At 41.7% G+C, this 26,728-nt stretch carries 23 protein-coding genes and 1 pseudogene; 18 read left to right on the top strand and 6 right to left on the bottom strand.

Going from position 1 to position 26,728, the window contains the following annotated elements; translation table 11 throughout:
- From RI557_RS05445 to RI557_RS05435, 3 genes and pseudogenes are all read left to right on the top strand, one after another.
- Positions 1-335 (top strand): annotated as a pseudogene (locus RI557_RS05445) (3-oxoadipyl-CoA thiolase); the annotation flags it as partial.
- Positions 336-354: 19 nt separating this feature from the next.
- The gene (locus tag RI557_RS05440; RefSeq protein ID WP_310667601.1) at positions 355-966 is read left to right on the top strand and encodes a transferase hexapeptide repeat family protein; all 612 of its coding nucleotides are present in this window, start codon (positions 355-357) and stop codon (positions 964-966) included.
- Positions 963-1,373, top strand: coding sequence for a hypothetical protein (locus RI557_RS05435; RefSeq protein WP_310667602.1), 411 nt, complete (start codon positions 963-965; stop codon positions 1,371-1,373). Before RI557_RS05440 ends, RI557_RS05435 begins: the two co-directional genes overlap by 4 nt.
- Here RI557_RS05435 and RI557_RS05430 read toward each other — a convergent pair.
- Positions 1,370-1,723 (bottom strand): DUF86 domain-containing protein, encoded by a 354-nt coding sequence (locus tag RI557_RS05430; RefSeq protein ID WP_310667603.1) that lies wholly within the window; start codon positions 1,721-1,723, stop codon positions 1,370-1,372. The genes RI557_RS05435 and RI557_RS05430 overlap by 4 nt on opposite strands.
- The gene (locus tag RI557_RS05425; protein WP_310667604.1) at positions 1,720-2,013 is read right to left on the bottom strand and encodes a nucleotidyltransferase domain-containing protein; all 294 of its coding nucleotides are present in this window, start codon (positions 2,011-2,013) and stop codon (positions 1,720-1,722) included. The genes RI557_RS05430 and RI557_RS05425 overlap by 4 nt, the downstream gene beginning before the upstream one ends.
- Before the next feature lie 186 nt (positions 2,014-2,199).
- Here RI557_RS05425 and RI557_RS05420 point away from each other — a divergent pair, with 186 nt between their 5' ends.
- Complete coding sequence (locus tag RI557_RS05420; protein WP_310667605.1) at positions 2,200-4,362, top strand: prolyl oligopeptidase family serine peptidase; 2,163 nt, start codon at positions 2,200-2,202, stop codon at positions 4,360-4,362.
- Positions 4,363-4,408: 46 nt separating this feature from the next.
- Here the strand turns inward: RI557_RS05420 and RI557_RS05415 are convergent, their stop codons facing one another.
- Together RI557_RS05415 and RI557_RS05410 are read right to left on the bottom strand one after the other, a co-directional pair.
- Positions 4,409-5,113, bottom strand: a complete 705-nt coding sequence (locus RI557_RS05415) for a hypothetical protein (RefSeq protein ID WP_310682617.1) — start codon at positions 5,111-5,113, stop codon at positions 4,409-4,411.
- Entirely contained in the window at positions 5,091-5,624 is a 534-nt protein-coding gene (locus tag RI557_RS05410; RefSeq protein ID WP_310667607.1) for a hypothetical protein, read from the bottom strand. The genes RI557_RS05415 and RI557_RS05410 overlap by 23 nt, the downstream gene beginning before the upstream one ends.
- Before the next feature lie 142 nt (positions 5,625-5,766).
- On the opposite strand from RI557_RS05410, the gene paaZ reads away from it, so the two are divergent.
- The 7 genes from paaZ to RI557_RS05375 all read left to right on the top strand — a co-directional run bounded on the left by paaZ (position 5,767) and on the right by RI557_RS05375 (position 16,511).
- The gene (gene paaZ, locus RI557_RS05405) at positions 5,767-7,854 is read left to right on the top strand and encodes a phenylacetic acid degradation bifunctional protein PaaZ (RefSeq protein WP_310667608.1); all 2,088 of its coding nucleotides are present in this window, start codon (positions 5,767-5,769) and stop codon (positions 7,852-7,854) included.
- Between the two features lie 179 nt (positions 7,855-8,033).
- On the top strand, positions 8,034-9,704 hold the full coding sequence (locus RI557_RS05400) for a formate--tetrahydrofolate ligase (RefSeq protein WP_310667609.1): 1,671 nt from the start codon (positions 8,034-8,036) through the stop codon (positions 9,702-9,704).
- Positions 9,705-9,728: 24 nt separating this feature from the next.
- Positions 9,729-10,505, top strand: a complete 777-nt coding sequence (locus tag RI557_RS05395; RefSeq protein ID WP_310667610.1) for an enoyl-CoA hydratase/isomerase family protein — start codon at positions 9,729-9,731, stop codon at positions 10,503-10,505.
- Positions 10,506-10,698: 193 nt separating this feature from the next.
- Entirely contained in the window at positions 10,699-12,444 is a 1,746-nt protein-coding gene (locus RI557_RS05390) for a DUF349 domain-containing protein (protein ID WP_310682615.1), read from the top strand.
- Between the two features lie 49 nt (positions 12,445-12,493).
- Positions 12,494-13,426: a DUF3078 domain-containing protein gene (locus RI557_RS05385; protein ID WP_310667612.1), complete on the top strand. Its 933-nt coding sequence runs from the start codon at positions 12,494-12,496 to the stop codon at positions 13,424-13,426.
- Between the two features lie 233 nt (positions 13,427-13,659).
- Positions 13,660-15,747 carry a thiamine pyrophosphate-dependent enzyme gene (locus tag RI557_RS05380; RefSeq protein ID WP_310682613.1) on the top strand — a complete coding sequence of 696 codons (2,088 nt, stop codon included), beginning with the start codon at positions 13,660-13,662 and terminating at the stop codon, positions 15,745-15,747.
- Positions 15,747-16,511 (top strand): alpha/beta hydrolase, encoded by a 765-nt coding sequence (locus RI557_RS05375; protein ID WP_310667614.1) that lies wholly within the window; start codon positions 15,747-15,749, stop codon positions 16,509-16,511. The genes RI557_RS05380 and RI557_RS05375 overlap by 1 nt, the downstream gene beginning before the upstream one ends.
- Before the next feature lie 53 nt (positions 16,512-16,564).
- Here RI557_RS05375 and RI557_RS05370 read toward each other — a convergent pair whose 3' ends face one another.
- Positions 16,565-17,212: an MBL fold metallo-hydrolase gene (locus RI557_RS05370; protein ID WP_310667615.1), complete on the bottom strand. Its 648-nt coding sequence runs from the start codon at positions 17,210-17,212 to the stop codon at positions 16,565-16,567.
- 150 nt (positions 17,213-17,362) lie between these two features.
- On the opposite strand from RI557_RS05370, the gene RI557_RS05365 reads away from it, so the two are divergent.
- The 7 genes from RI557_RS05365 to RI557_RS05335 are packed head-to-tail and all read left to right on the top strand — an operon-like array spanning position 17,363 to position 23,922.
- Positions 17,363-20,650 carry a hypothetical protein gene (locus RI557_RS05365; protein ID WP_310682611.1) on the top strand — a complete coding sequence of 1,096 codons (3,288 nt, stop codon included), beginning with the start codon at positions 17,363-17,365 and terminating at the stop codon, positions 20,648-20,650.
- Positions 20,651-20,655: 5 nt separating this feature from the next.
- A complete protein-coding gene (locus tag RI557_RS05360) occupies positions 20,656-21,027 on the top strand; it encodes a sulfite exporter TauE/SafE family protein (protein WP_310682609.1) in 372 nt (123 codons plus the stop codon).
- 1 nt (position 21,028) lies between these two features.
- Entirely contained in the window at positions 21,029-22,216 is a 1,188-nt protein-coding gene (locus RI557_RS05355) for a M20 family metallopeptidase (protein WP_310667618.1), read from the top strand.
- A complete protein-coding gene (locus tag RI557_RS05350) occupies positions 22,213-22,644 on the top strand; it encodes a hypothetical protein (protein ID WP_310667619.1) in 432 nt (143 codons plus the stop codon). Before RI557_RS05355 ends, RI557_RS05350 begins: the two co-directional genes overlap by 4 nt.
- 3 nt (positions 22,645-22,647) lie before the next feature.
- Positions 22,648-23,289, top strand: coding sequence for an SCO family protein (locus RI557_RS05345; RefSeq protein WP_310667620.1), 642 nt, complete (start codon positions 22,648-22,650; stop codon positions 23,287-23,289).
- Positions 23,286-23,705 (top strand): cytochrome c, encoded by a 420-nt coding sequence (locus RI557_RS05340; protein ID WP_310667621.1) that lies wholly within the window; start codon positions 23,286-23,288, stop codon positions 23,703-23,705. Before RI557_RS05345 ends, RI557_RS05340 begins: the two co-directional genes overlap by 4 nt.
- 58 nt (positions 23,706-23,763) lie before the next feature.
- Positions 23,764-23,922: a hypothetical protein gene (locus RI557_RS05335; protein WP_310682607.1), complete on the top strand. Its 159-nt coding sequence runs from the start codon at positions 23,764-23,766 to the stop codon at positions 23,920-23,922.
- 341 nt (positions 23,923-24,263) lie between these two features.
- Here the strand turns inward: RI557_RS05335 and pheT are convergent, their stop codons facing one another.
- Positions 24,264-26,705, bottom strand: coding sequence for a phenylalanine--tRNA ligase subunit beta (gene pheT / locus RI557_RS05330; protein ID WP_310682605.1), 2,442 nt, complete (start codon positions 26,703-26,705; stop codon positions 24,264-24,266).
- Positions 26,706-26,728: the final 23 nt, after the last annotated feature.

Raw genomic sequence — 26,728 nt, 5'->3', positions numbered from 1 at the left:
GTATTATGGGAATCGGTCCGGTTTACGCAACGGAAAAAGCGTTGAAAAAAGCCGGCTTGACCATGGACGACATGGATATCATTGAACTCAACGAAGCATTTGCTGCTCAATCACTGGCCTGTACCCGCAAATGGGGAATTGCTGATGACGATGAGCGCCTCAACCCAAATGGCGGAGCAATTGCAATTGGTCACCCACTGGGAATGTCTGGTCAGCGCTTGTTGCAAACCGCTGCAATCGAACTCAACAAAACGGGTAAAAAATATGCTCTTTGTACGATGTGTGTGGGTGTTGGACAAGGATACGCTACCATTATTGAAAATGTAAATGCGTAATTAACTCATAGCAAATAACATGGCGAATATATACGAGTTTAACGGATACAAACCGGTCATTCACAAATCGGCATTTATTCATCCCAACGCTACGGTGACAGGAAATGTCATCATCGGGAAGGATGTTTATGTGGGTCCCGGAGCAGCTATTCGTGGCGACTGGGGCGAAATTGTGATCGAAGACGGATGCAATGTGCAGGAAAATTGTACTATTCACATGTTTCCGGGTACAACGGTTACGCTTAAAAAATCGGCCCACATTGGCCATGGAGCTATTATTCATGGCGGTACAATTGGCGAAAACACACTCGTGGGCATGAATGCTGTCGTAATGGATGATGCAGAAATAGGGAAGGAATGCATCATTGGTGCTCTGGCTTTTGTTCCGGCAAAGACAAAGCTCGAAGACAGGAGTTTGGCTGTTGGAAATCCGGCTAAAGTCATCAAAAAAGTTACGGATGAAATGGCCGCCTGGAAAACGCGCGGAACCGAATTGTACCAAAAACTTCCTCAGGATTGCCGCGATTCACTAAAACCCTGCGAGCCATTGAGAGAAAAACCAAAATTCAGACCCAAACAGGACGACATTTACCAAACCTGGATGGACACAAAATCAACTGACAAAAAATGAAGCACACAATATTTTTCATCAACAAAAACCCTGAATGGAATCAGGAACTGGCCGATCGCAGATACAAAGGCGAAGAGAGTGAACACAACCTCCACATACTTTGGGAAGACGAAATCGACTTAGATGGCGAGCCCATGAGCTTTGAAATTCTTGAAGAGGAAACCTTCACGGTCAGAGCCGAAAAAGACGGCTCCCCAATCGAGATCAAAGTTCCGGAAACAACAATTTTCCGTTACAACTATGCAGATGGCAACTCGACCGATTTAGCTGTCTCTTCCTCTATCATAGAAGAAATAGACCGCAGGCGAATCAACAACGAAGAAGTTGTTTACGTGTACATGAAAGCTGAAAAAGAAATATTTAGGCCTTATGCAGGTTTGTATTTGGAGGAAGAGCCTGAGATTTAATCAGAATAATTCTCAAATATCTCTTCAATTTGGATTTGATTATCAGGGAGGTAATTTGTAGCAACATCCCAGATCACTTCGTAGTCTATTCCAAAATATTCATGTGAAATTTTGTTTCTCATGAGATACATTTCTGCCCATGGAACATCAGGGTTTGATTGTTTTATTTCAGTAGATAGGTTTTTTGAAGCTTCTCCGATAATCTCAAAATTCCTGATCACAGCATCAACGGTTTTGTGATCATTTTGAAATTCATTGAAAGACATTTCAAAAATGTACTCCTGAATTCTGGACATAGATATTAGCATATCCTCGAGATACATTTTATATGACCGTCTTTCTTTTTTCACCAGGCGTATTTGGCTTTCTCTAGAATCTGCTTTTTCATCTCTTTCCTAAGAGCTTTTTTGGTTACAAGATCAATATCCCGACCAAATACCTTTTCGAGATAAAGCTCAAGAGAAAAGAATTTCCAACCTATTGGTTTTTCGAGATCAATTATCAAGTCAATATCGCTATCCGCTGTATTGGTTTCATCGTTGAAAGAACCGAACAAACCAATTTTTTTCACTGCGTATTCACTACTCAAAGTTGGCTTGAGCTCGTTGAGTTTTGACAATATCTCTTTTTTGGATAGCATATCTTCAAAATTATAAAAATATAGATTTAATCTCACTAAAATTTAGTGATAGACCCCACATCACCTAATCCAACTAATAACAAAGTGTTTCTATCGATTTCACTATTTTTGAAACCAAACGTAGCGTTTCAACCATAATTAATAAATTGATTTCAATAACTTGCAACCCTATCAACTGATATAGAAATGAAGAAAGCATTATTACTCTTTGCAGCTGCTGCAAGTCTCGTAGCCTGCAATCAATCACAAAAACAGGAAAAAAAGGCTAAAGCCGAGTGGAAACAATTTGACGTGAAATATCCCGAAACAAAAAAGGTAGACACGGTAGATGAGTACTTTGGCGTAAAAGTGAAAGACCCTTACCGCTGGCTCGAAAACGATACCGCCAAAGACACCGAAGCCTGGGTGGAAAAACAGAATGAAGTAACTTTCGGGTATCTCGACAAAATACCTTACCGCGATTCTATTAAAAGTCGCTACACTGAGTTGATGAACTACCCAAAAGTATCGGCTCCCAGAAAAGTTGGCGATTACTTCTTTATCTATAAAAATGATGGACTACAGGATCAAAGTGTCATTTACTACAAAAAGGGTAAAGATGGCGAGGAGAAAGTGTTCATGGATCCCAACAAAATGAGCGAAGACGGAACTGTTACAGTTTCTCTCATGGGAGCCAGTGACGATGACAGGTACATGGCGTATCGATACTCTGAAGCCGGATCTGACTGGGGCGAAATTCGCGTTCGCGATATCGAAAAGAATGAAGATACTGGCGATATCCTCAAGTGGGTGAAATTCTCCGGTGCTGCCTGGTACAAAGATGGCTTTTACTACAGTCGCTACCCTGCACCAAAGGACGGACTGGAATTATCTGCTAAAAACACATTCCACCAGGTTTACTACCACAAACTGGGAACTTCACAGGATAAGGATAAATTGATTTATGCCAACAAAGAGAATCCGAAACTGTATCACAACATAAGCGTAACGGAAGATGACGAATACCTCATCCTCAATGTTTCTGAAGGAACAGAAAACAACGATATTTATTTCCGCAAAACAGCTAATGAAGGTGGCGAATTCAAACCACTAATCGATGGATTTAAAGCAAAGAGTTCTGTCACTGATCACAAGGACGGAAAGTTCTATGTTGTTACTGATCTCAACGCGCCAAACAATCGTTTCGTAGCCATTGACGTCAACAATGTTGATGAAGCTGGCTGGGAAAACATTCTGGATGAATCGGAGAGTAAACTGAATGGTGTTTCCAAAGGTGGCGGATACTTATTCGCTCAATACATGGAAAACGCTACCGATAAAGTTTACCGCATGAATTATGACGGATCTGACCGTGTTGAAGTAAAGCTTCCCGGAACTGGTAGCGCTGGCGGATTCTACGCTAAAAAAGAAGAAGACAAACTCTATTACACGTTTACCTCATTCACTTATCCTAACACGATTTTCGAGTACAATATCGAAAAGAACGAGAGCAAAGAATACTACCGTCCAGAATTGAAATTCAACCCTGAAGATTACGTTGAAAAACAAATCTGGTACAAGTCGAAAGACGGCACTGATGTTTCAATGTTCATCGTTCACAAAAAAGGAATTGAGCTAGATGGAACGCATCCAACGATGTTATACGGATATGGCGGATTCAACATCAGCCTTACGCCTTCGTTCAGCACTTCAAATATCATTCTGCTCGAGAATGGCGGTGTTTACGCTATGGCAAACCTCCGCGGAGGTGGCGAGTACGGAGAAAAATGGCACAAGGAAGGTATGCTGATGAAAAAGCAAAACGTATTTGACGATTTCATCGCTGCCGGTGAATACCTCATCAAAGAAGGCTACACAACGAAAGACAAATTGGCGATTGCCGGTGGTTCAAATGGCGGATTGTTAGTTGGCGCAAGCATGACACAACGTCCCGATCTCTTCAAAGTAGCTTTCCCTGCTGTTGGCGTGATGGACATGTTGCGCTACCACAAATTTACTGTCGGCTGGGGATGGGTACCGGAATACGGATCAAGCGAGCAATCGAAAGAAATGTTTGAGTACCTCAAAGGATATTCACCACTTCACAACCTGAAAAAAGGAACTGATTATCCCGCTACGATGGTTACAACTGCCGATCATGATGATCGCGTAGTGCCTGCTCACTCGTTCAAGTTTGCCGCAACATTACAGGAAAAACACGCTGGTACCGACCCAGTATTAATTCGTATCGCGGTCAGAGCCGGACACGGTGCCGGAAAACCGATCAGCAAAATAATCGAAGAACAAGCCGACAAGTGGTCGTTTATGTTCTGGAATATGGAATACGCTGATCTTCCGGGAGCAGAATAGTCCTTTTCAATAGTTTAAATTCTAAAGCCCAGATGTGAATTTCATGTCAGGGCTTTTTATTGGATTCACTCATATATTTAAGTCTGTCTAAAACAAGTCTTTTCCTTTCATTGGCTGTGTATGGGTTTATGTGGCATTCAATAATTTCATCTCTAGATGAATCTGAAAGTATTTCATTGCTCATTTTACTCAAAAACATCCTAACTCCCTCATGATCTGACTCATCAAAATGCTCGATTACATTTTTATTATTGTCGATCACATAAATAATATCTTCCAAATCGTGACTCATTCTGGGATCTTTACCTCTGCTTTTGTATGCCTCCCACTTTGTAGCTATATAAAATGGTAAAGGCAATATTTTTATTGATTCAGCTCCAACTTCAATATTTCTAGCATATTCAAAGCCCGGTTTCAACCATGAATTTGTAGGACCTAAAGAGGTCGATTCCCAGGGAATAAAGTCAATTTGTATCCCATCATATGAATAGCGATATAAGACACCTCCTTGTGAACTTGGGTATATTTTTCTTTTTCTGAGTTTTTCCTGAAACTTATTCATTTCAAGATATGAACCAATCTGAACCGAAATATCAATATCCTTAGTTGGCCTTGGGTGTTCAGCACCTTCATCTGTTGCATACAAGCTAACAACAGCTCCTCCAACATAAATAATCTCTTCGTTTAACTCTCCTAAAACACTTGCAACTTTTTCTATAACTTTTAGGTTAATCGTTTGATTCTTGAGCATTCCGCAGCATTTTTTTGAGTTTATCAACCGCCATTTTCTTTTCTCTTGCCCTACCCACTCTAATTGAATCGGTCAATGCAATAAATTTATAAAATAATTCATCCTTCATACATGCTTCTGGAACACTAGGATGGAGTGGTTCTATCATTTGCCCTCTAATATCACCTTTTGCATACGGAATTACATAATTCTCCTCGCTCATTATTAACTCATTAAGAGGTTCTGCAGAATGAGCTGTTGCAATTCCTCTTACGATTGCTCCGGGCCTCTGAGGGTAAATGTACATCAACCCATATTCAAGGAAATCTATTAAAGCCAGGTAGTTGAGTTTTTTCTTATCCCTCCCTATTAAACCTGAAAATGCTGATCTATTTAAACTCTCGCTTATTTCACTGGAACTAATTCCCAATTCATAAGCCAGGTCTTTCATGAACCACTCTCCTCCTCTTTTACTGGCTATCTTAAGAAGTACGACTATGTCATGGGGTCTCATCCCATTGTGTTTCTTCATGTCAAATTAATTTAACACAAAAGTATGTAATAATTTGCAATTCGCGAATCGCGAATTACGAATCAGCAATCACGCACTAATAATTTCACCACTCCGTCACTTTACTATAATTTAGTGCCTCCAATAGAAAAATTGCGAGGAGATGAAGAAATTACAAAACTACGCCCATGGTCAATGGGTTGAAGGTACAGGTGACGGAAAAACACTATATAATTCAATAACAGGTGAACCAATAGCAGCAGCTACGAGTGAAGGACTCGATTTTGGCGAGATGATGGACTACGGCCGCAGGGTTGGTGGTCCGGCTTTACGCAAAATGACTTTCCACGAACGCGGACTCATGTTGAAAGCGCTGGCCATGCACCTCATGAAAAAGAAGAAAGACTTCTACAAGCTCAGTTGGGCTACCGGGGCTACAAAACCAGACTCCTGGTTTGATATTGACGGAGGATTCGGGAACCTTTTTGCCAATGCGAGTTTGCGCAGGCAATTCCCTAACGAATCGTACTACGTGGATGGCGAAATGCACAACTTTTCACAAAGTGGTCAATTTGTAGGTCACCACATCATGGTTCCAAAAGAAGGGGTTGCAATTCACATTAATGCCTTTAACTTCCCGGTTTGGGGAATGCTCGAAAAATGTGCTGTCAACTGGTTTGCCGGAGTTCCTGCAATCGTTAAACCGGCAACGCTCACTTCTTACTTAACTGAAGCTGTTGTTAGAGAAATTATCGACTCAAAAATACTACCTGAAGGTGCGCTTCAACTTATTGCAGGTAGCGCTCGCGGAATTATCGATCACGTTGAATCGCAGGATATCGTGACATTTACCGGATCTGCCAGTACGGGCAAAATGCTCAAGTCAAATCCTAGATTGGTCGAAGAAGCTGTTCCGTTTAACATGGAAGCCGATTCACTAAACGCATCAGTACTTGGTGAAGATGCTGCTCCGGGAACTCCCGAGTTCGACATCTTTGTGAAAGAGGTTCGGAAAGAAATGACGGTAAAAGCCGGTCAAAAATGTACGGCTATTCGTAGAGCGATCGTACCGGAGAAATATGTCGATGACGTTCGCAAGGCTCTGACCGAGCAACTTCAAAAAACAACTGTTGGAGACCCGAATATTGACGGAACAAGAATGGGTGCCCTTGCCGGACAGGAACAACGCACTGAGGTTCGCGAAAAAGTAAATCAGTTACTCGCTGAGCAGGAACTCGCTTACGGAAGTCTCGAAACAGCTGAACTCAACGGAGCCGATTACGAAAAAGGTGCTTTCCTCTCTCCTATTCTCATGGTAAACAGCGATCCGTTCAATAAAAAAGCCTGCCACGATGTAGAAGCGTTTGGTCCGGTTGCTACGATTTTACCTTACAAAAACAACGATGAGGCAATCGAGTTGACGAGAATGGGAAAAGGTTCGCTTGTAACTTCTATTGCTACGGCTGATGACAAAACTGCGAGAGATTTCACACTCGGAACCGCAGCTTACAACGGCCGCATCATGATTCTCAACCGCGATTGTGCAAAAGAAAGTACAGGTCACGGTGCTCCACTTCCACTTCTCGTTCACGGTGGACCGGGAAGAGCCGGAGGCGGTGAAGAAATGGGTGGTAAACGCGGTGTTTTCCACTACATGCAACGTACAGCAATTCAGGGATCGCCAACAACGCTGACTGAAGTAACAAATCAGTATCAGTACGGAGCAAAACACAAAGATCCCGGTAAGCACGTGTTCCAAAAACATTTTGAAGAACTCGAAGTAGGTGAAACAGTTTTCACGCACAAACACACCGTTACAGAAACTGACATTACCAATTTTGCCAATGTAAGTGGAGATAACTTCTACGCTCACATGGACAAAACTTCACTTGACGGAACAATCTTTGAAGATCGCGTGGCACACGGCTACTTCATTCTTTCAAAAGCTGCCGGATTGTTCGTTGATCCTAAAAAAGGTCCGGTTCTTTTGAATTACGGAATCGATAATTGTCGCTTCACAAAGCCCGTTTATCCGGGAATGACGATCGGAGTTCGTTTTACGGTTCAGGAAAAAATCGAAAACGATAAACTGGGCGATGAAAATGTAGCCAAAGGAATCGTAAAATTCATGGTCGATATTTACGATGACGAGGACGAAACAGTTGGACTGGCAACAATCCTTACAATGGTGAAAAAACTCGATCAATCAGCTGCTGAGGAAGCTGCCAAAGAAGCTGAAAACGAAGAGTAAGATAATTTTATTAGTTAATTAGAGGGGCGTGTATCAAAACCGAAAAGTGAGATTTTTCGGTTTTAAAAGGCTAGCCTTAAAAAGTTTAAACAACTATAAATGTTGGCTAAAGCTCCTTCAATCATAAACTTATGATCTCGTAAACGCCTTTTGATACACCCCCTTTTATATTCACACACATGAAATCTGATATAGAAATTGCCAACAGCGTTGAGGCAAAAAACATTTCTGAGATAGCTGAAAAGCTCGGTATCGGTCAGAGCCAAATTGAGCCGTACGGTCACCACAAAGCCAAGCTCCCGCTCTCTTTGATTGATGACGAAAAAGCGAAGCAGTCAAAACTGGTGCTCGTAACCTCTATCAATCCAACTCCATCAGGCGAGGGAAAAACAACCAGCGCGATCGGACTGAATGACGGTTTAAACCTCATCGGTAAAAAATCAACTGTCGTGTTGAGAGAACCTTCACTTGGCCCGGTTTTCGGAATAAAAGGTGGAGCTGCAGGAGGCGGAATGTCACAGGTAATCCCAATGGAAGATATCAACCTCCATTTTACCGGTGACTTTGCAGCTATTGAAAAAGCGAACAACCTCCTCGCTGCTATCATTGATAACGATGTGCAAAAGAAAGATGGCGGACTCGGGATTGATCCGCGAACAGTTACCTGGAAACGCTGCATGGACATGAACGATCGCGCTCTGCGCAATATCGTTTCAGGACTTGGCGGAAAAGCAGGTGGTTTCCCAACTGAAACAGGCTTTAACATTACTGCCGCTTCTGAGATCATGGCTATTTTATGCATGAGCAACACATTTGCTGATCTCAAAGAAAAACTTGGAAACATCTACATTGGCGACACCCGAAAAGGCGAACCCGTTTTCGCGAAAGATCTTAAAGCAGAAAACGCGATGGCCATTTTGCTCAAGGATGCTATCAAGCCAAACCTCGTTCAAACGCTCGAAGGAAATCCGGCCATTATTCACGGAGGTCCGTTTGCGAATATCGCACAGGGAACCAACAGTATTATTGCAACCAAAACAGGATTGTCACTCAGCGATTACGTCATCACGGAAGCAGGATTTGGAGCTGATTTAGGAGCAGAGAAATTCTTCAACATCAAGTCTCGTCATGCCGGTGTTTCACCATCAGCCGTTGTGATTGTAGCTACGATCAGAGCCCTGAAATACCACGGAGGCGCAAAGCTCGACAACCTCACTGAGCCGGATTTTGAGGCTCTGACCGAAGGATTAAAAAACCTTCAAAAGCATATTCAAACGATACAGAGTTTTGGCATTAAGCCGATTGTGGCAATCAACAAATTCGTTGCAGATCAGGACAGCGAAATCAATAAGGTCTGTGAATTTTGCGAGAATGAAGAGGTTAAAGCTGTATTAGCCGATAGCTGGGGAAAAGGCGGAGAAGGAAACCGTGAATTGGCTAACGAAGTAGTAACACTTTGCGATGAAAATCCATCAACTTTCAACCCACTTTACAATTTAGATGATGATATAGAAAGCAAGATCAACAAGATTGCAAAAGTGGTTTATGGAGCTGGTGATGTGAAGCTGAGCGCTAAAGCTCAAAAACAAATGAACCGATTTGAAAAACTCGGCTTTGACAAATTGCCTGTTTGTATTGCAAAAACACAAAAATCTCTTTCTGATGACGCTTCATTAATCGGTCGACCCTCAAATTTCACTTTTAACGTGAGAGAATTTGAAATTGCAGCAGGTGCAGGATTTGTTATCCCAATTGCCGGGAATATGCTTAGAATGCCGGGACTGCCCTCTACTCCGGCTGCTGAGAAAATGGAAATCGATGGTGAGGGCAACATCTCAGGTTTATCTTAATTTTGACAACAAAAGCAACAAATTATGAGTGATATCACACAACAGGGATATGTTGAAACAACTGTAAAAGACGGAATTGGAACTATTGAATTCATGCATCCGGCCAGTAACTCATTGCCGGGGAAGCTACTCGCTGAATTAGCTCAAAACATTACCGATGCCGGTAAGAATGACGACATCAAAGTAATTGTACTCAAGTCTGCCGGTGAGCGCGCTTTTTGTGCAGGGGCATCATTTGATGAGCTACTAGCAATTGATGACTACCCAACCGGCAAAAAGTTCTTCATGGGATTTGCCAATGTGATCAATGCTGCTCGCAAATGTCCAAAACTCATTATCGGTCGGATCCAGGGTAAAGCCGTGGGCGGTGGAGTTGGAATGGCGAGTGCCGTAGACTATTGCCTGGCGACAAAATACGCTTCAGTAAAGTTGAGTGAGTTAGCGATTGGGATTGGTCCTTTCGTTGTAGGCCCTGCTGTGGAACGCAAAATTGGTTCAGCAATGTCTCAAATGGCGATCAACGCTACCGAATGGCGAGATGCTCAATGGGCTCAGGAAAAAGGTCTTTATGCTGATATTTACGAAACCACTGAAGAACTCGATGAAGCAGTAAATGAGTTATCAGGTAAATTAGCAGCTTACAATCCCGAAGCTATGCGTCACCTGAAAAATGTATTTTGGGAAGGTTGTGAAGACTGGGACGTACTTTTAGAAAAACGTGCTGAGCTCAGCGGTGAACTCGTTTTGGGAGAATTCACCAAAAACTTCATCAACAACTTCAAAAACAAATCGAAGAAATAAACTGAATTCGATTCAATATTCAATCCCGATTGGTTTCATCTATCAATCGGGATTTTTGTTTTAGTCCCAATATTTTTACGAAATTTACCAATTGATACCAGTAAAGTAATTTAGAATTTAATTTTCAGATAAAAGTTACTTACTTTTAAATCAGCTATTTTGCAACCTTATTTGGTGAACACAATTTGACGCTATGACAAAAGCCGATCTCAACAAACAGTTGGAAGAGCTCCTCGAGAAGGAGATGAACAATGAAACCGCTATATCTGCAAAAGATATACTGGCCAATTATCAAACCCTGGCCGCAGCCGATCACAAAGCCCAACTTGAAAAGCATCTCGAAGAAGGCGGTAAAAAAGAAGAGTTCTCCCCAAAGCGCGATACTGATGATGAACGCTTTGATGAATTGTGGGCGAAGTTTTCTCAAAAGAAAAAAACCTGGGAAAAGGAATTAGAAAATGTCCAACAGGATAATTACAAAAACAAACTCAGTATCATTGACGAGATCAGGGATCTGACCGAAAATGAAGAAAACGTAAAGCGTGCTTTTGAGCGCATGCGTGAGCTCGAAGAAAAATGGAAAGAAATTGGCTCTGTACCCTCACAAAAATTCAGAGAGTTACAGAATAAATACAGCAGAATGCGCGATGAGTTTTTCTACAACATGCGCATTTACAAGGAGCTCCTGGAACACGATCTCAAGCGCAACCTCCAAAAAAAGGAAGAACTTGCCGAAAAAATGGAGTCGCTCAAAGAGAAAAAGAATATTAAAGAAGTGGATACACTGCTCAAGACTTACCTTAAAGAATGGGATGAGATTGGGCCAACATTTCGTGAAGAATGGGAAAAAGTTCGCGATCGGTTTCGATCAGCACAGCACGAACTTTTTGATAAAATCAAGCAGCACTACCAACAACTCAAAGATCAGCACCTCGAAAATCTGGAACGTAAAAAGAAACTTGCTGATCAACTCGAAAAAATCAACGAAGAAGAAATTGAAACACAAAAACGCTGGCGTAAGCTCACTGATAAAGTTAAAAACATTCAAAAAGAATGGAAGACAATTGGCTTTGCACCTAAAGAAGAGAATCAGGAGGTTTGGGAAAGATTCCAAAAAGCGGGTGACGATTTCTTTGAAGCTAAAAGAGAATATTTCGCAAACCTGAAAGTTGAGCAGGACAAAAATAAAGAGCTCAAAGAGGAGATGATCAAAGAAGCTCAGGCTCTTGAAGACAGTGAAGACTGGAAAGAGACAAAAGACAAACTCATCAAACTGCAAAAGAGATGGCAAAAGGTTGGCAATGCACACCAGCGCGATGAACAACGACTTTGGAAAACATTTAGAGCATCGTGCAACAAGTTTTTCGACCGTAAAAAAGACTACTTCGCCAATAAAGACCAACGAGAAGCAGAGAATTTAGAAAAGAAAAAAGCGGTTATTGAGAAGATTGAAAAGTTTGAACCATCAGGTGATAACAATCAAGATCTACAATCTTTGGAAACCCTGACTCATGAATTCAATGAAATAGGGTTCATACCTATGAGTCAAAAATCTCACATAGCTAATGCCTACAAAAAAGCCTTGAAAAATCAATACGCTAAACTCGGGCTCGATGAGGAAGAAACCAAAGAACGACTCTACCAAAATAAGATCAAAGACTTAAGTCATTCCAGCAATAGCGACCAGGTTTTAGAAAGAGAAGAGCAAAAAATTCGCGAAAACATCGGGAGACTGAAATCTACTCTCAACAGGTACGAGACTAACATCTCCTTTGTAGAGAGTTCAAAAGGTGGAGAATCACTCCTCAAAGATGTGAAAGCGAAGATCGTGTCAACTCGTAAACAATTACAAATCGAAGAGAAAAAACTCGATATGCTCTACAGGGCGCAGGATGAAGAAGAAATCTCAGAAGAAGAAAAAGAAGGTTCTGACCAGTAAACAGCTACAATAAAATAGTTTTTATTTTCGCGCCCAAACTAAATCATATATGAAAAGAATCACACTTGTAGTCGTTATTGCGCTAACGACACAAATATCTTACGCTCAATTAGATTCGCTCGTGAAAGACACCGCCTGGACCCTGGAAGGCGTACTATCAATCACCGGATCACAAGTTTCTCTTACTAACTGGCAGGCCGGTGGTGAAAACTCAATATCAGGTAATGGTTTTTTCAATTTAACAGCCGATTACAACAAAGACAAGTTAACCTGGGAAAGTTACATTGAAGGAGCTATTGGTGGTACCAGAATTGGTGGAGATGACCTCCGTAAAACTGATGACCGCTTTGAAATTGGAACCAAATTCGGTTACCAACTCAGTAGAGATTGGCAGGCAACCGGCTTCTCAACATTCAGAACCCAATTTACCGAAGGTTTCGAACTGCTAGGTGACACAGCCCGAAGAAGAATTTCTCACATCATGGCTCCCGGCTATTTATTTGCCGGTCTCGGTGCTCAGTACTCACCTGTAAAATGGTTCAGAATAAACATTGCTCCACTTTCATCAAAAATGACTTTTGTTCGCGTTCAGAACCTCGCCAACCAGGGAGCTTTTGGTGTAGAGCCGGCAACTTATGATGAAAACGGTGAAATTATTTCTGAAGGCGAAAACACACGAGTTGAGCTAGGTGGTTACGTTAAAATTTGGGCGAAAAAGAAAATCATGGACAATGTAACCATGGAAACAAAAGCCGACTTCTTCTCTAACTACCAGGAAAACCCTCAAAACATCGATATCACATGGGATGTAATGGTTAACCTCAAAGTAAACAAATGGCTATCGGCTAATATCACAACCAACCTCATCTACGATGATGATATTATGGTTGAAACCGGCACAAACGAAATGGGCGAAACAACTACCGGCCCAAGAGTTCAGTTTAAAGAAGTATTTGGAGCCGGATTGAGCGTGAATTTCTAATCAAAAAAGCGAAAAAGCTATATCAAGCCAACTTTTATACTGAAGTTGGCTTTTTTTATGCCTCAAAATTCACACACCAGCAAAACAAACTTCTAATATATTCTGAATAAACAACAGTAAGCCAAAATATAATTCTAATACACTCTCATAAAACAATCCCATATTTCGCATTTTCACATTATTTCAAAAAGAGAAGTAGAAACCGTACATTTACCCGCTCAAATTAGAAGGCTATGAGTGAAGGAAAGTCTAAGGTTAAGAAAACGACAGTTTCTCAGGATATACTGAAGAAGGCGTGGAAACTGATGTGCGAAGCTCGCGCAATGAGCGACTTATTTGAAGAACACAAACAGGTCACATCAAAATACGTTCACGCCTGTTCGCGCGGTCACGAAGCCGTACAACTGGCTCTTGGCCTACAACTCAAACCCCAGGATTGGGTTGCGCCCTACTATCGTGACGATTCCATTTTATTGGGAATCGGTATGACTCCATACGATTGCATGCTACAGCTACTCGCTAAACGCGATGACCCATTTTCGGGTGGCAGGACTTACTACTCGCACCCATCTCTCAAGGATGATGACAAACCCAAAATCCCGCATCAATCCAGTGCTACAGGGATGCAGGCAATTCCAACAACAGGAGTTGCAATGGGCGTTCAATATCTCGAGAAACAGAAAATCGCTGAAGACTTTAATGGTCAGAACCCGGTGGTTGTTTGCTCAATTGGCGATGCTGCAATGACCGAAGGTGAGGTTTCTGAGGCTCTCCAAATGGCAGCACTCAAGCAGTTCCCCATCATGTATTTTGTTCAGGATAACGAATGGGATATCTCTGCCAACTCAAAAGAAACTCGTGCTCAAAACGCGGCCGAATTCGCAAGAGGATTCAAGGGAATTGAAGTCATTAAAATTGAAGGAAACGATTTTATCGAGAGTTACGAAAAACTCGAAAAAGCAATCCACATAATCAGAACCAAACGCAGGCCTGTTCTCATCCATGCGAGTGTTCCGCTGCTCGGGCACCACACATCTGGAGTGAGAAAAGAATGGTACCGCGATGACCTGGAAGAACACGAAAAGAGAGATCCGCTACCAAAATTCAGGGAAACGCTGCTGGGTATGGATCTGACCGAAAAAGAACTCGAAGAAATTCAAAATAAAGCAATCGAAAGTGTTCAGGAACAATACGACAATGCTACTGAAGCTGAAGATCCAAAGCCTGAAGATCTTTTCGATTACGACTTTGCTCCTACTCCAATTACAGAAGAAAAAGGAGAGCGCGAGCCTGAAGGAAAAGAAGCAACCGTAATGGTTGATTCTGCACTTTTTGCGATGCGCGAAATATTGAGTCAGCACCCTGAAGCACTGCTCTACGGACAGGATGTTGGCGGCAGACTTGGAGGCGTTTTTAGAGAAGCCGCTACACTCGCTCAACAGTTCGGTGACGATCGCGTATTCAACACGCCAATTCAGGAAGCTTTTATAATTGGAAGTACCGTTGGTATGGCAGCCACAGGCTGTAAACCAATCGTTGAAGTACAATTTGCCGATTACATTTGGCCGGGGCTCAACCAGCTTTTCACCGAATTGAGCAGATCGTATTACCTGTCTAATGGGAAATGGCCGGCTTCTTCTCTCATCCGCGTGCCAATTGGCGCATACGGAAGTGGCGGACCTTACCACAGTTCATCAATAGAGTCGGTATTGACTAACATACGCGGGATAAAAATCGCTTATCCATCAACAGGAGCCGATTTGAAAGGACTTTTAAAAGCCGGCTTCTACGATCCAAATCCCGTTGTCATGCTCGAACATAAAGGGCTTTACTGGAGCAAGATCAAAGGAACAGAAAAGGCTAAAACAATTGAACCGGATGAGGAATATGTCATACCATTTGGAAAAGGTAGAGTTGTCCTGGAAGCTGATGATAACCAGGTAGAAAAAGGAAAATCAATGGCGATCATCACTTATGGTATGGGCGTTTACTGGTCTACTCAAGCGGCTAAAAAATTCGATGGAGAAATTGAAATCATCGACTTGCGCACATTAGTTCCCGTTGATGAAAAGTTGATCTACGAAACGGCTAAAAAGCACAGCAAAATACTGGTTGTAACAGAAGAGCCTGAAATCAACACGTTTGCGCAGGCGCTTTGCGGATTGATTCAGCGCAACTGTTTTGAACACCTCGATGCTCCGGTTGAAATCATCGGATCTGAAAATATGCCTGCAATTCCGCTCAATAGCACACTCGAAGCTACAATGCTTCCAAACGCTGATAAGGTTGCAGAAAAAATCAAAGGAGTTCTCAATTACTGATGGCAATTGTCAACCTGGGAGATATCAGGCTGCACTTCAAGTGGGTAAACGAAAAAGCTCCCGGCTCTATCATCATCTATTTGCACGAGGCTCTCGGCAGCATTGGTCAGTGGAAAGATTTCCCTGAACTTTTGTGCAAAGCCACAAACTGTCGTGGCTTAATTTATGAGCGACAGGGCCATGGTCAATCGTCAGGTTTAAATTCGGTCAGAACCTCAAACTACATGCACGATTACGCATGGCAAGAGTTGCCGGCACTACTCAAAGCAGTTGGAATTGAAGAAAAAGTACATCTATTTGGCCACAGTGATGGTGGAAGCATTGCACTGTTATTCGCGGCTAAATTTCCTGAAAAAGTTGATAAAGTAATCACCGAAGCAGCTCACGTAATTGTTGAAGATGTCACACTTGAAGGAATAAAACCCGTTAGAGAATACTTTCTTTCAAATCCTGATTTCAAAGAAAAGCTTGCTCGCTATCATTTTGACAATACTGAATCAATCTTCTTTGCATGGTGCGACACGTGGCTATCTTCAAAATTCAAAAACTGGAACATTACTGAAGAAATCAAAACGATTAAAGCTCCTCTTCTCTCCTTTCAGGGATCAAACGATGAATACGGCACCTACAAACAGTTAGATCTGATTAAAAAATCAGTTGGTCAAAACGCTGAAATTAAAGAACTCGCTGGTTGTAAGCATATTCCACATCTCGAAAAAAAGGAGGAAGTCCTCGAACTAACTCGTGACTTCTTAGTTGAATAAAGCTGACTTTTAAAAAAACTTCATTCAAAACTCAAGATTCATCATCATTATAATCACTCCGCCTTCACAAAAGCATTTGTTTGTTTTTCAGTTCCAATAGTCGTTTCAGGGCCGTGACCACAGTAGACTTTATAATCATCTGGCAATTTGTACATCTTTTGCTGAATACTCTTAACCAACGTATCAAAATCACCACCGGGTAAATCTGTTCGCCCTATACCTCCGGCAAATAAAACATCTCCATTGATCACACTTTTACTCTCGTGATGAACTAATGCTATATGACCCGGAGCATGACCGGGGACGAAAAGCACTTCCAGGCTCTGACCGCCAAAAGAGATAACATCTCCTTCCTCCCAAAAAACCTGAGGTGCCGGGGAAGGTTTATACCCACCAAATCCGTACATATTAGCACTGGGCTCAGCCATTTGATAAGTAGGCAGTCCGGCTTTATGACCTTCTACTTTTAGATCGTACTTTTTCGCTACAAATTGATTGCCTAAGATGTGATCGAGATGAAAGTGTGTGTTGATGAGTTTTACCGGTTTGAGATTTTTTGACTCGATAAATGCAACCAATTCCCCCTCTTCAAACGTTTCATAACAACCGGGATCAATGATTACAGCTTCCTTAGAATCATCATATAGTACGTATGTATTTTCCTGAAATGGATTAAATGTAAACTTTTGTATCTTCAGCATCTTAAATTGTTAAGTATTCAACAATAGTTTACAGCCAAAAATGTTATTGTATTATAGTTTGTATTTTTGGCTTTCAACTAAAAAATATTGATCGACAAAACTAACATATACCTGACGAAGGGACTGTTTCTTCTATCGATTATCTCCCTTGTGCTATTTACTGCAATCCCCACAAAAGGGCAGTTTTACAGAGGGAGCTACCAAACGTTTGGAAAAAACAGAGTCCAGTACGACCCTAAACAGTGGGAGCATATAGATTTTGAGCATTTCAATGTTTATTTCTACGGTGCCGGTCGAAACCTGGCTGTTTATTCCTCACAAAGTGCAAAACGGAACCTCAAACAACTCGAAAGTTTTTTCGATTACCGCCTGCAGGGAAAGGTTTACATGCTTGTCTTCAATAATCTCCAGGAATTTAGAGCCAGCAACATTGGACTCGAACATACTGAAGAGCAAAATATTGGCGGTAAAATTCAAATTCAGGGAAATAAAATATTTGTTTACTACGATGGTGATCACTCGCATTTAGACAAACAAATCAGGGAGAACATAGCGCGTGTTCTCTTTTTTCAAATGGGCTACGGACAAGACTGGAAAGAGGTAATAAAAAACTCAGCCCTACTCACCATTCCCGATTGGTACTCTGAAGGACTGGTTTCCTACGCAGCAAGTCCATGGAATGTTGAAGTTGACGACCGTGTTCGCGATATCATTCTCAATGAAGAGTTTGAAAAATTCAATCACAGAACAGGTGAAGACGCCAAAAACATAGGGCACGCAATGTGGCATTACATCGCTCAAATTTACGGGGAGGATGTGATTCCAAACATTGTGTACATGTCTAAAATCAGCAGGAATATCGAAAATGGATTTCTTTATGTATTAGGCGTTCCGCTTGAAACGTTAATCAAAGAAGCCAGAGCATATTACCAACAGCGCTACGATTACGATGAAAAAGTAAGAACACTCCCGCGGTCAGAACCGCTCGACATCAAGAACCGAAGAAACAGAATCTACCAAAAGTTCACGACCAACAAATCCGGTGACATGGCAGCATATGTAACAAATAAAGCCGGTCAGCAAAGAGTTTACCTCTACGACATTGAAAACGATAAACGCAAGAAAATTCTCAAAATCGGTCATCGCCTTGATCGTATTCCCGAGCTAACTTATCCATTGATAGAATGGCATCCTACTGAAAATATCTTAACAGCTATATACCGCAAAAAAGGCGAGATAATCCTTGGAATGTATGATGTTGAAGAAAAAGAATGGGACAAACGCGAATTGAGACAGCTCGATAAAGTACTCTCATTCAATTATTCACCAACCGGCAAAGAACTCGTTTTTTCAGCTGTGAGCGAGGCCCAAACTGACCTTTATCTCTACAAAATGCTCACTCAAAGCCAGGTCAGACTCACAAATGACTTATTTGCCGATTTGGAACCCAGCTTCACGGCAGACTCATCTGGAATTGTCTTTACTTCTAACAGGCCTACTGACACAATTGGCAGTATTCGCGGCAAAAAAGAGAGACGTATTGAGAATGTTCAAATCATGCCTACTTACGATGTTTTCAGGTATGATTACCAAACAGAGAATGAGGTTCTGACCAGAATTACTGACACTCCTGAATTCACTGAAGAACAACCATATTCTACCAAAGGTGGTCAATACATTTATCTGAGTCCGAAAAGCGGAATAATGAATCGCTATATCGCTTCTAGAGATAGTGCAATTAGCCGTATTGATACAACTATACACTACCGCTATTTCACTAATTCAAAACCGCTTACCAACTACAAACGCAACATCATTCATCACGACATCAACCCTGAAGCAAATCAGGTACTCGATTTGCTCCAGTACGAAAATAAATATAAGTTCTACATCACTCCGCTCGAAAATCTATCGGCTCTGAATAAGTTAAAAGGATCAGCTTTCAACGAGGAAAACAAACAACAAAAAGAAAACGAAGAACTCCCCGAGAGAATTGTCGTTCAAAAGGTTGAAGTTATTGAAGAGGAAGAGGAAAAAGAGCGCGAAGTCGATATCAATAACTATCGGTTTGAGTCAGATAAACAACAGGAAAATCAAAAAGACGCTGACTCTACACAAACAAAAGTTGCTGATAACGGCAGGGAACCTCTCAAGAATTCGCGTTTCATCGAACTCAAAAAAGCTCCTACTCCACGTAATGGTAGCGGCAAACCGGGAGACTCAATCAAGATACCTATTGCAGAAATTTACCGTCCGGCATTTTTAGCTAACGATCTCACAATTCAGTTAGACTGGAATTTTGCTAATAACCTGTACCAGCGATTCAATGGCGGACCTTACATCGCTCCGGGATTGGGAACTGTGGCTAAAACAGATGTAATCGACCTCATGGAAGACTACATTTTTGAAGGAGGTGTGCGATACGCAATCAACGGTAATAACACTGAGTTTTTTGCAAGATTTGCCAACAGGAGAAAACGCCTTGACAAAGAATTACTATTTCAAAGACAAACCACCACACAAGAAGTTCAGGCTTTCACGCTTCAAAAAACAATTATTCATAAAGCCAGCGTAATTGGTAAGTATCCTTTTAGTGAAGTAGCCGGGTTGAAAGCCACTGCCAGTTACCGAAATGATCAAAATGTTATTCAGGCTACAGATGCTAACTCGTTGAGGGAGGAAGACCAATACGATCACTGGGGCGGATTTAAACTCGAGTACATTTACGATAATACACGCCCACTCGGACTCAACCTCATGCAGGGAACAAGACTCAAAGTGTTTGGTGAAATGTATAATGAGTTTTCTGCTGATCAGGGCGATTTTTATGTTGTGGGAACAGACATTCGCCATTACATCAAAATTCACCGAAACCTCATTTGGGCAAACAGATTGAGTGGAAGTACTTCTTTTGGTAGCAGAAAACTCGTCTATTATCTCGGCTCTATCAACAACTGGATCAGTGGTGATGATATGTTCAACTTCAACAACAATGTAGCACGCAACCAGGGTTATTATTTCCAAACCATCGCTACACCAATGCGCGGTTTTATTCAGAACGCGAGAAACGGAAACAGTTTTGCGCTTTTCAACTCTGAAATCCGCTGGCCAATTTTCCAGTACCTCATCAGCAAACCCATCAAATCAGACTTCCTCAAACACTTCCAGATCACAGGATTTGGAGACATTGGAACAGCCTGGACGGGAACTGATCCATACAGCGATGAAAATGCCTTTAACACGAGAGAAGTCACTAACGGAGGTTCTTCAGTAAAAGTAAAACTCAAAAACCAAATTGACCCACTCGTAGGCGGTGTGGGCTTTGGATTGAGAACGAAAGCTCTCGGTTACTTTATCAAAATGGATTACGCCTGGGGAATTGAAAACGGCCAACTCAAAGATCCACGACCTTTCTTCTCACTCGGGTTAGACTTTTAAAAACAATGAAAGTGACAGAAATCATCATCTTTATCGCTATTGGCCTGGCTGCGGGAATGCTAAGCGGAATGTTTGGAGTTGGCGGAGGAATCATCATCGTTCCGGCTCTCGTTTTATTTGCCGGTATGTCACAACACACAGCGCAGGGAACCAGCCTTGGGCTCATGTTATTTCCCATCGGAATACTGGCAGCGTGGAATTATTACAAAGCCGGCCACCTCGATATCAAAGCCGGATTACTCATTGCAGCGGCTTTTGTCATTGGCGGATACCTGGGCTCAAAATTGTCGCTCACCATAAATCAGTTAACTTTGAAACGTATTTTTGGTGCTCTGATGCTCATCGTGGCAATCAGGCTCATTTTCTTTTCAAAGTAGCATGACCGATATCAAAAATAAAATTGAAAAAATCGTTGGTCAGAACCTGAACAAGGTGCTGGAAATAAGACGTCACATACATCAACATCCCGAGCTCTCGTTCAAAGAATTTGAAACATCGGGTTATATCAAGTCAATACTCGATGAACTCGAAATTTCTTATACTGATAACTGGGTGAAAACCGGAATTGTAGCAGAAATTGAAGGCGACCAACCCGGACCAACAATCGCACTACGTGCTGATATTGATGCCTTACCGATTGACGAAAAAACTGATTTGCCCTTTAAATCAGATAACAAGGGCATCATGCACGCTTGCGGACACGATATACACGCTAGCTCGCTGATTGGGGTTCTGACCGTAATCAACGAATTGAAAAGTGAATTTGCCGGAAAAGTGATTTTCATTTTTCAACCGGGTGAGGAAGAAATCCCCGGAGGCGCTTCATTGATGATAAAAGAAGGACTGCTCGAAAAATTTAAACCAAAATCAATTGTTGCTCAACATACCTTCCCCGATTTACCTGCCGGTAAAGTTGGCTTTTTCCCGGGGACTTACATGGCATCAAACGATGAGCTTCATGTAACCGTAAAAGGAAAGGGCGGACACGGAGCAATGCCTCACAAAACGGTGGATACAGTTTTGATGAGTGCGCATTTGATCACATCTCTACAACAGGTTATCAGCAGAACAAAAGATCCGTTTACACCTGCTGTGCTCACCTTTGGCAGAATTGAAGGATTGGGAGCTACAAACGTCATTCCTGATGAAGTTCATTTGCAGGGTACGTTCAGAACCATGGATGAAGCTTACAGGGAAAAAGCTCACGAACGAATGCTTTCCATTGCGAACGGAATCGCTGAAGGAATGGGTGGCTCGATCGACTTTGAGATAAGACGCGGTTATCCCAATGTACATAACGATGTGGATCTGACAGAAAAATGTATGAGTTGGGCTCGTGATTTTTTGGGTGATGAAAACGTAGTCAATCTTGAGCAAAGAATGACCTCTGAAGATTTTGCATTCTACAGTCAGGAAATTCCAGGCTGCTTTTACCGACTTGGAACCGGATTTGAAAATCGCGAGAACTTTGGTCTTCACCACCCAAAATATGAAGTGAATGAAGATGCAATTAGAACAGGAATAGAATTAATGTCGTATTTAACTATAAAACAATTGGAGCAATGAAAAAGATAATTACCGGAGTAGCCATACTGGCATTAGCTGCCTGTGGCAACAGTTCCAGCAAGAAAAAAGATGAAAATCAGGGTGAGCGCAAAAAGCTCATGGAGGAAGTAATGGCTTTGCACGATAAATATATGCCACAGATGGATAGCCTCAAAAACCTGAACAACCGTTTAGGTACACAGCTCGATTCTGCAGTGACAGACTCTACAATGACAATCGAATTTGAAAATGCCCGCACTCAACTCGAGAATGCATCTGAAGGTATGATGAACTGGATGCGTAACTTTGAAAAGCCTGCAGACTCTGTCAAAACTAAAAAAGCCATCAATTACCTCAATGATCAAAAGAAATTGATGGAAAATGTGGGCATTGAAATGGAACAATCAATGCACCGTGCCGATTCATTGTTGAACCATTCTAAGAAGTAATTAATGAACTGGAAATGGAGTGTTGTGGCAATTTTGCTCATCGCATCAATAAGTTGCATGCGCAATGCCAAAGAGAAGAAGGAGCTTCCTGTTTTGGGAGCAAAAGATGTTGTCAGGCAGGATGAAAACGGGGAGAATTATATTGACACGGTTTACGCCCAAATCGATGATTTTTCCTTTACTGATCAGGACAGTAACACAGTAACCGGTGATTACTACGATGGAAAAGTGAGAGTGGTGGATTTCTTTTTCACCTCTTGCCCTACCATTTGCCCTAAAATGAAAAAGCAAATGCTCAGAGCCTACGAGGAGTTTAAAGGAAATAAAAACGTCAAGTTTCTATCTCACTCTATTGACACACGTCATGACTCGGTTCCGGTTCTGAATGATTATGCAAATAAACTGGGTATTGAAGCCAATCAGTGGAAAATGGTAACCGGGCCAGAAGATGACATATACAGTATTGCTGATGAGTATCTCGTGAGCGCATCTGAGGACTCAACTGCTCCGGGTGGTTATGTCCACAGTGGTGCTTTTGTCCTCATCGATCAGAACCACCAAATCAGAGGCTATTACGATGGAACGCTTCCAAAGGACGTGGACCAAATGATGATTGATATCAAATCACTCCTGGAAGAAGAATGAAACTCAGAATCCTCATTATAGGGCTATTAGGCTTCGGTATTGTCATTGTTCTCTTGACACGCGGGTGTGAATCTCCTGCTAACAAAGGAGAAGCTTTGTATCAGTCAAAATGTGCAAATTGCCACGGTGAAAATGGTAAGGGGTTTTCAATTTATCCTCCACTGGCTAATTCAGATTATTTTCTTGAAAATAAAGATGAATTTGCCTGTATCGTTTATTACGGCATTGAAGGTGAAATAACAGTAAACGGCCAAAAATACAGCCAGCGGATGTTGGGAGATCCAACTCTTTCAGCTACCCAAATAGCAAATTTGATGAATTACGTTTACGGCAGGTGGGGAAACAAAAAGGTTGAAGTGAATAGTGAGGATATTGAAAATAGACTCAATAATTGTGACAGCGAGCTGGTGAAGTAACCACATAAAGTTTTCTAAAGAACATTTTTTTCTATTTTTGAAACCAAACAAAAGAATCATGAGCGGACACGACACACATCACGAGGAATCAGAAAAAAAATCATTGGTTAGTCAAATGTTTGATGAGTCAATAGCAGGCGGAGCAATGTTTTACAGCATTCTCGCTGTTGTGTTGATAATACTCATCCTCACCGGAATCATCCCGATGTTGTACTAATAACAGCATTTTGAAAAAATAAAACCCCGATCGATTTCTGAATCAATCGGGGTTCTTTTATTTGATCAATTATGTCTTATCTAGAATCTTAACGGAGATGTTTCTGAATTGACAACGCGTCAGATTTCAACTTCAGTGCTCCACAATATTTGCTGGCATCAAGACCTTTCGAGTTTTTCTTAGAGAATAACTTCTTAAGTAACTCTTTAATTCTACTTCTATCACTTCCACTTTGAATTGTAGTAACCATCTTAAAAAAATTGAAACCACTATAAAAGTAATGGTTCGAAACTATTTAAGCAAATGTACGGAAATTGATTTCAATTCGTTTACTCTGAGAATTACTCCCTCAAACCTGCACCGGTTTCTTTCTCGAGGTTGTGAAGAAGCTTACTCATCACTTTATCCACTTTCTTGTCAGTCAGCGTTTTTTGTTCATCTCTAAAGATAAAACTCACCGCATAACTCTTTTTGCCATCTTCAATTTTCTTGCCTTCGTAAACATCGAAGAGGTTCACATTCTCGAGAAGTTTCTTCTCGGTCTTTTCAGCAACCTCAACAATTGAAGAGAAAGGCACTTCTTTATCTACGATCAGAGCCAAATCACGTCTCATTGACGGGTATTTGGAAACCGGCTTAAAGCGGACTTTAGCCTGACCGGCCAGTTTCATGAAATTCGTCCAGTCGATCTCAGCAAAATAGAGATCTTGCTTAAGACTGAATTCTTTTAAAAGATCACCACTGATAATTCCCAAATCAGCAACATGGTTTTTATTGATGGTAATACTCAATCCCGAACTCAAAAATCCGGCTTCGCTCTCTTTCCAATGTACATTGAACTTGTCCAGTCCAAATGCATCGATTAGTGCAGAAACGGCTCCTTTAATAAAATCAAAACCTACTTTTTTAGATTGTGTATTCCAGGCTTCAGGCTCTTGATTGCCGGCTACTGCAATGGCGAGTTTTTCGCGCTCTTTGCTTTTGTCGTTTTTGACTGAATATGTTCGGCCAAACTCGAAGAGCTTGATATCTGTTGACTGCCGGTTCTGATTGAATTGTGCTGCTTCCAGTAAATCAAAAACGATTGAAGTACGAAGTACATTCAATTCAGAACTCAATGGATTCGCAATTTTCACGATCCCCTTTGAGTCTATTGATTTGAACTTTTCGTAATAATCTGCCTTTGTCAAAGAGTTACTCATCGCCTCCAAAAATCCACGTGACACGAGAAGCTCACTCGCTCTGTTCCGAATCACCTCAGGATTTGGTTTGGGAGCATAGCTCAACGAACTCGATAGCTTTTGCGGTATTTCAATGTTATCGTATCCGTAAATGCGAAGCACTTCTTCGATCACATCAATTTCACGCTGAACATCGACTTTAAATGGAGGAACAAGTAATTTTAACTCACGTCCGTTTTCTTCATCGATAACGATTTCGAGCTTGGTCAGGATTGCTTTAACGAGCTCAATATCGAGTGACTTCCCACCTATTCTATCGAGATTATCCATGTTGAACGTTATCTCAAACGACTCGTGTTTTTGAGGATATTCTTCAACGATTTCGCTCGAAATGGATGCGCCACAAAATTCTTTCATTAAAAGTGCTGCGCGCTTGAGAGCGTAGATAGTATTGAGCGGATCAACTCCTCTTTCAAATCGGAAAGATGCATCAGTACTCAATCCGTGGCGTTTTGCTGTTTTGCGCACCCAAACCGGATCAAAATATGCCGACTCCAGGAATACATTTACCGTTTCTTCTTTTACTCCGGAATCAACTCCGCCAAAAACTCCGGCAATGCACATCGGTTTATCATCATTGCAAATCATCAGGTCTTTGGCTGATAACTCGCGCTCTTCTTCATCGAGTGTCGTGAATTTGGTTTTATCGGCCACGGTTCTGACCGTAACCTTATTGCCTTTAATCTTTGAAGCATCAAAAGCGTGTAGTGGCTGTCCCGTTTCGTGCAAAACGAAATTGGTGATATCAACTACATTGTTAATGGGCGCCAGCCCTATCGAGCGGAGCTTATTTTGTAGCCAATCTGGCGATGGGCCTACCTTCACATTTGTCAAAGTAACTCCGGCATATCGCGGACAGGCTTTGGTATTTTGAACATCAATCGCGATTTCGAGATCGTGATTATCAACTTTAAAATGATCAACTTTTGGCCAGTTGATACTCTTATCTTTCAATTCATCTTTCACTGCCCCAAGCGCAACGAGATCGCGAGCTGTACCAATATGACTTGCTGCATCGGCTCTGTTTGGGGTTAGACCGATTTCAAAAACGTGATCATTTTCAACTTTGAAGTACTCTGCTGCCGGTGTTCCGGTTTTAGGGTTATCGGTCAGAACCATAATACCATCGTGGCTAACTCCTATACCGAGTTCGTCCTCAGCGCAAATCATTCCTTCAGAACGTTCACCACGAATTTTGGCTTTCTTGATTTGGAAAGGGTCTCCACCGGTAGGATAAATTGTAGAACCCACAGTAGCAACAACTACTTTTTGACCTTTATCAACATTTGGTGCCCCGCAAACAATTTGTTTGGTTTCACCGTTGCCCAGATCAACCTGAGTAACTTTGAGCTTATCAGCATTTTGGTGCTTCTCGCAAGAAACCACCTCTCCGATAATGATGCCTTCTAATCCGCCCGGAATTGATTGTACTTTCTCAACACCTTCAACCTCCAAACCTGTTGAAGTTAACCAATCTGCTACTTGTTGAGCGTCAAGATCAATATCGATGTAGTTTTTAAGCCAGTTGTATGAAATCTTCATAATGCGCAGTACTGAATTGAAAT

The organism is Salibacter sp. (assembly GCF_031581065.1).
GTDB lineage: Bacteria > Bacteroidota > Bacteroidia > Flavobacteriales_G > Salibacteraceae > Salibacter.
Note: the sequence above shows the minus strand (reverse complement) of the source record. Positions and strands in the feature narration are given on the sequence as shown.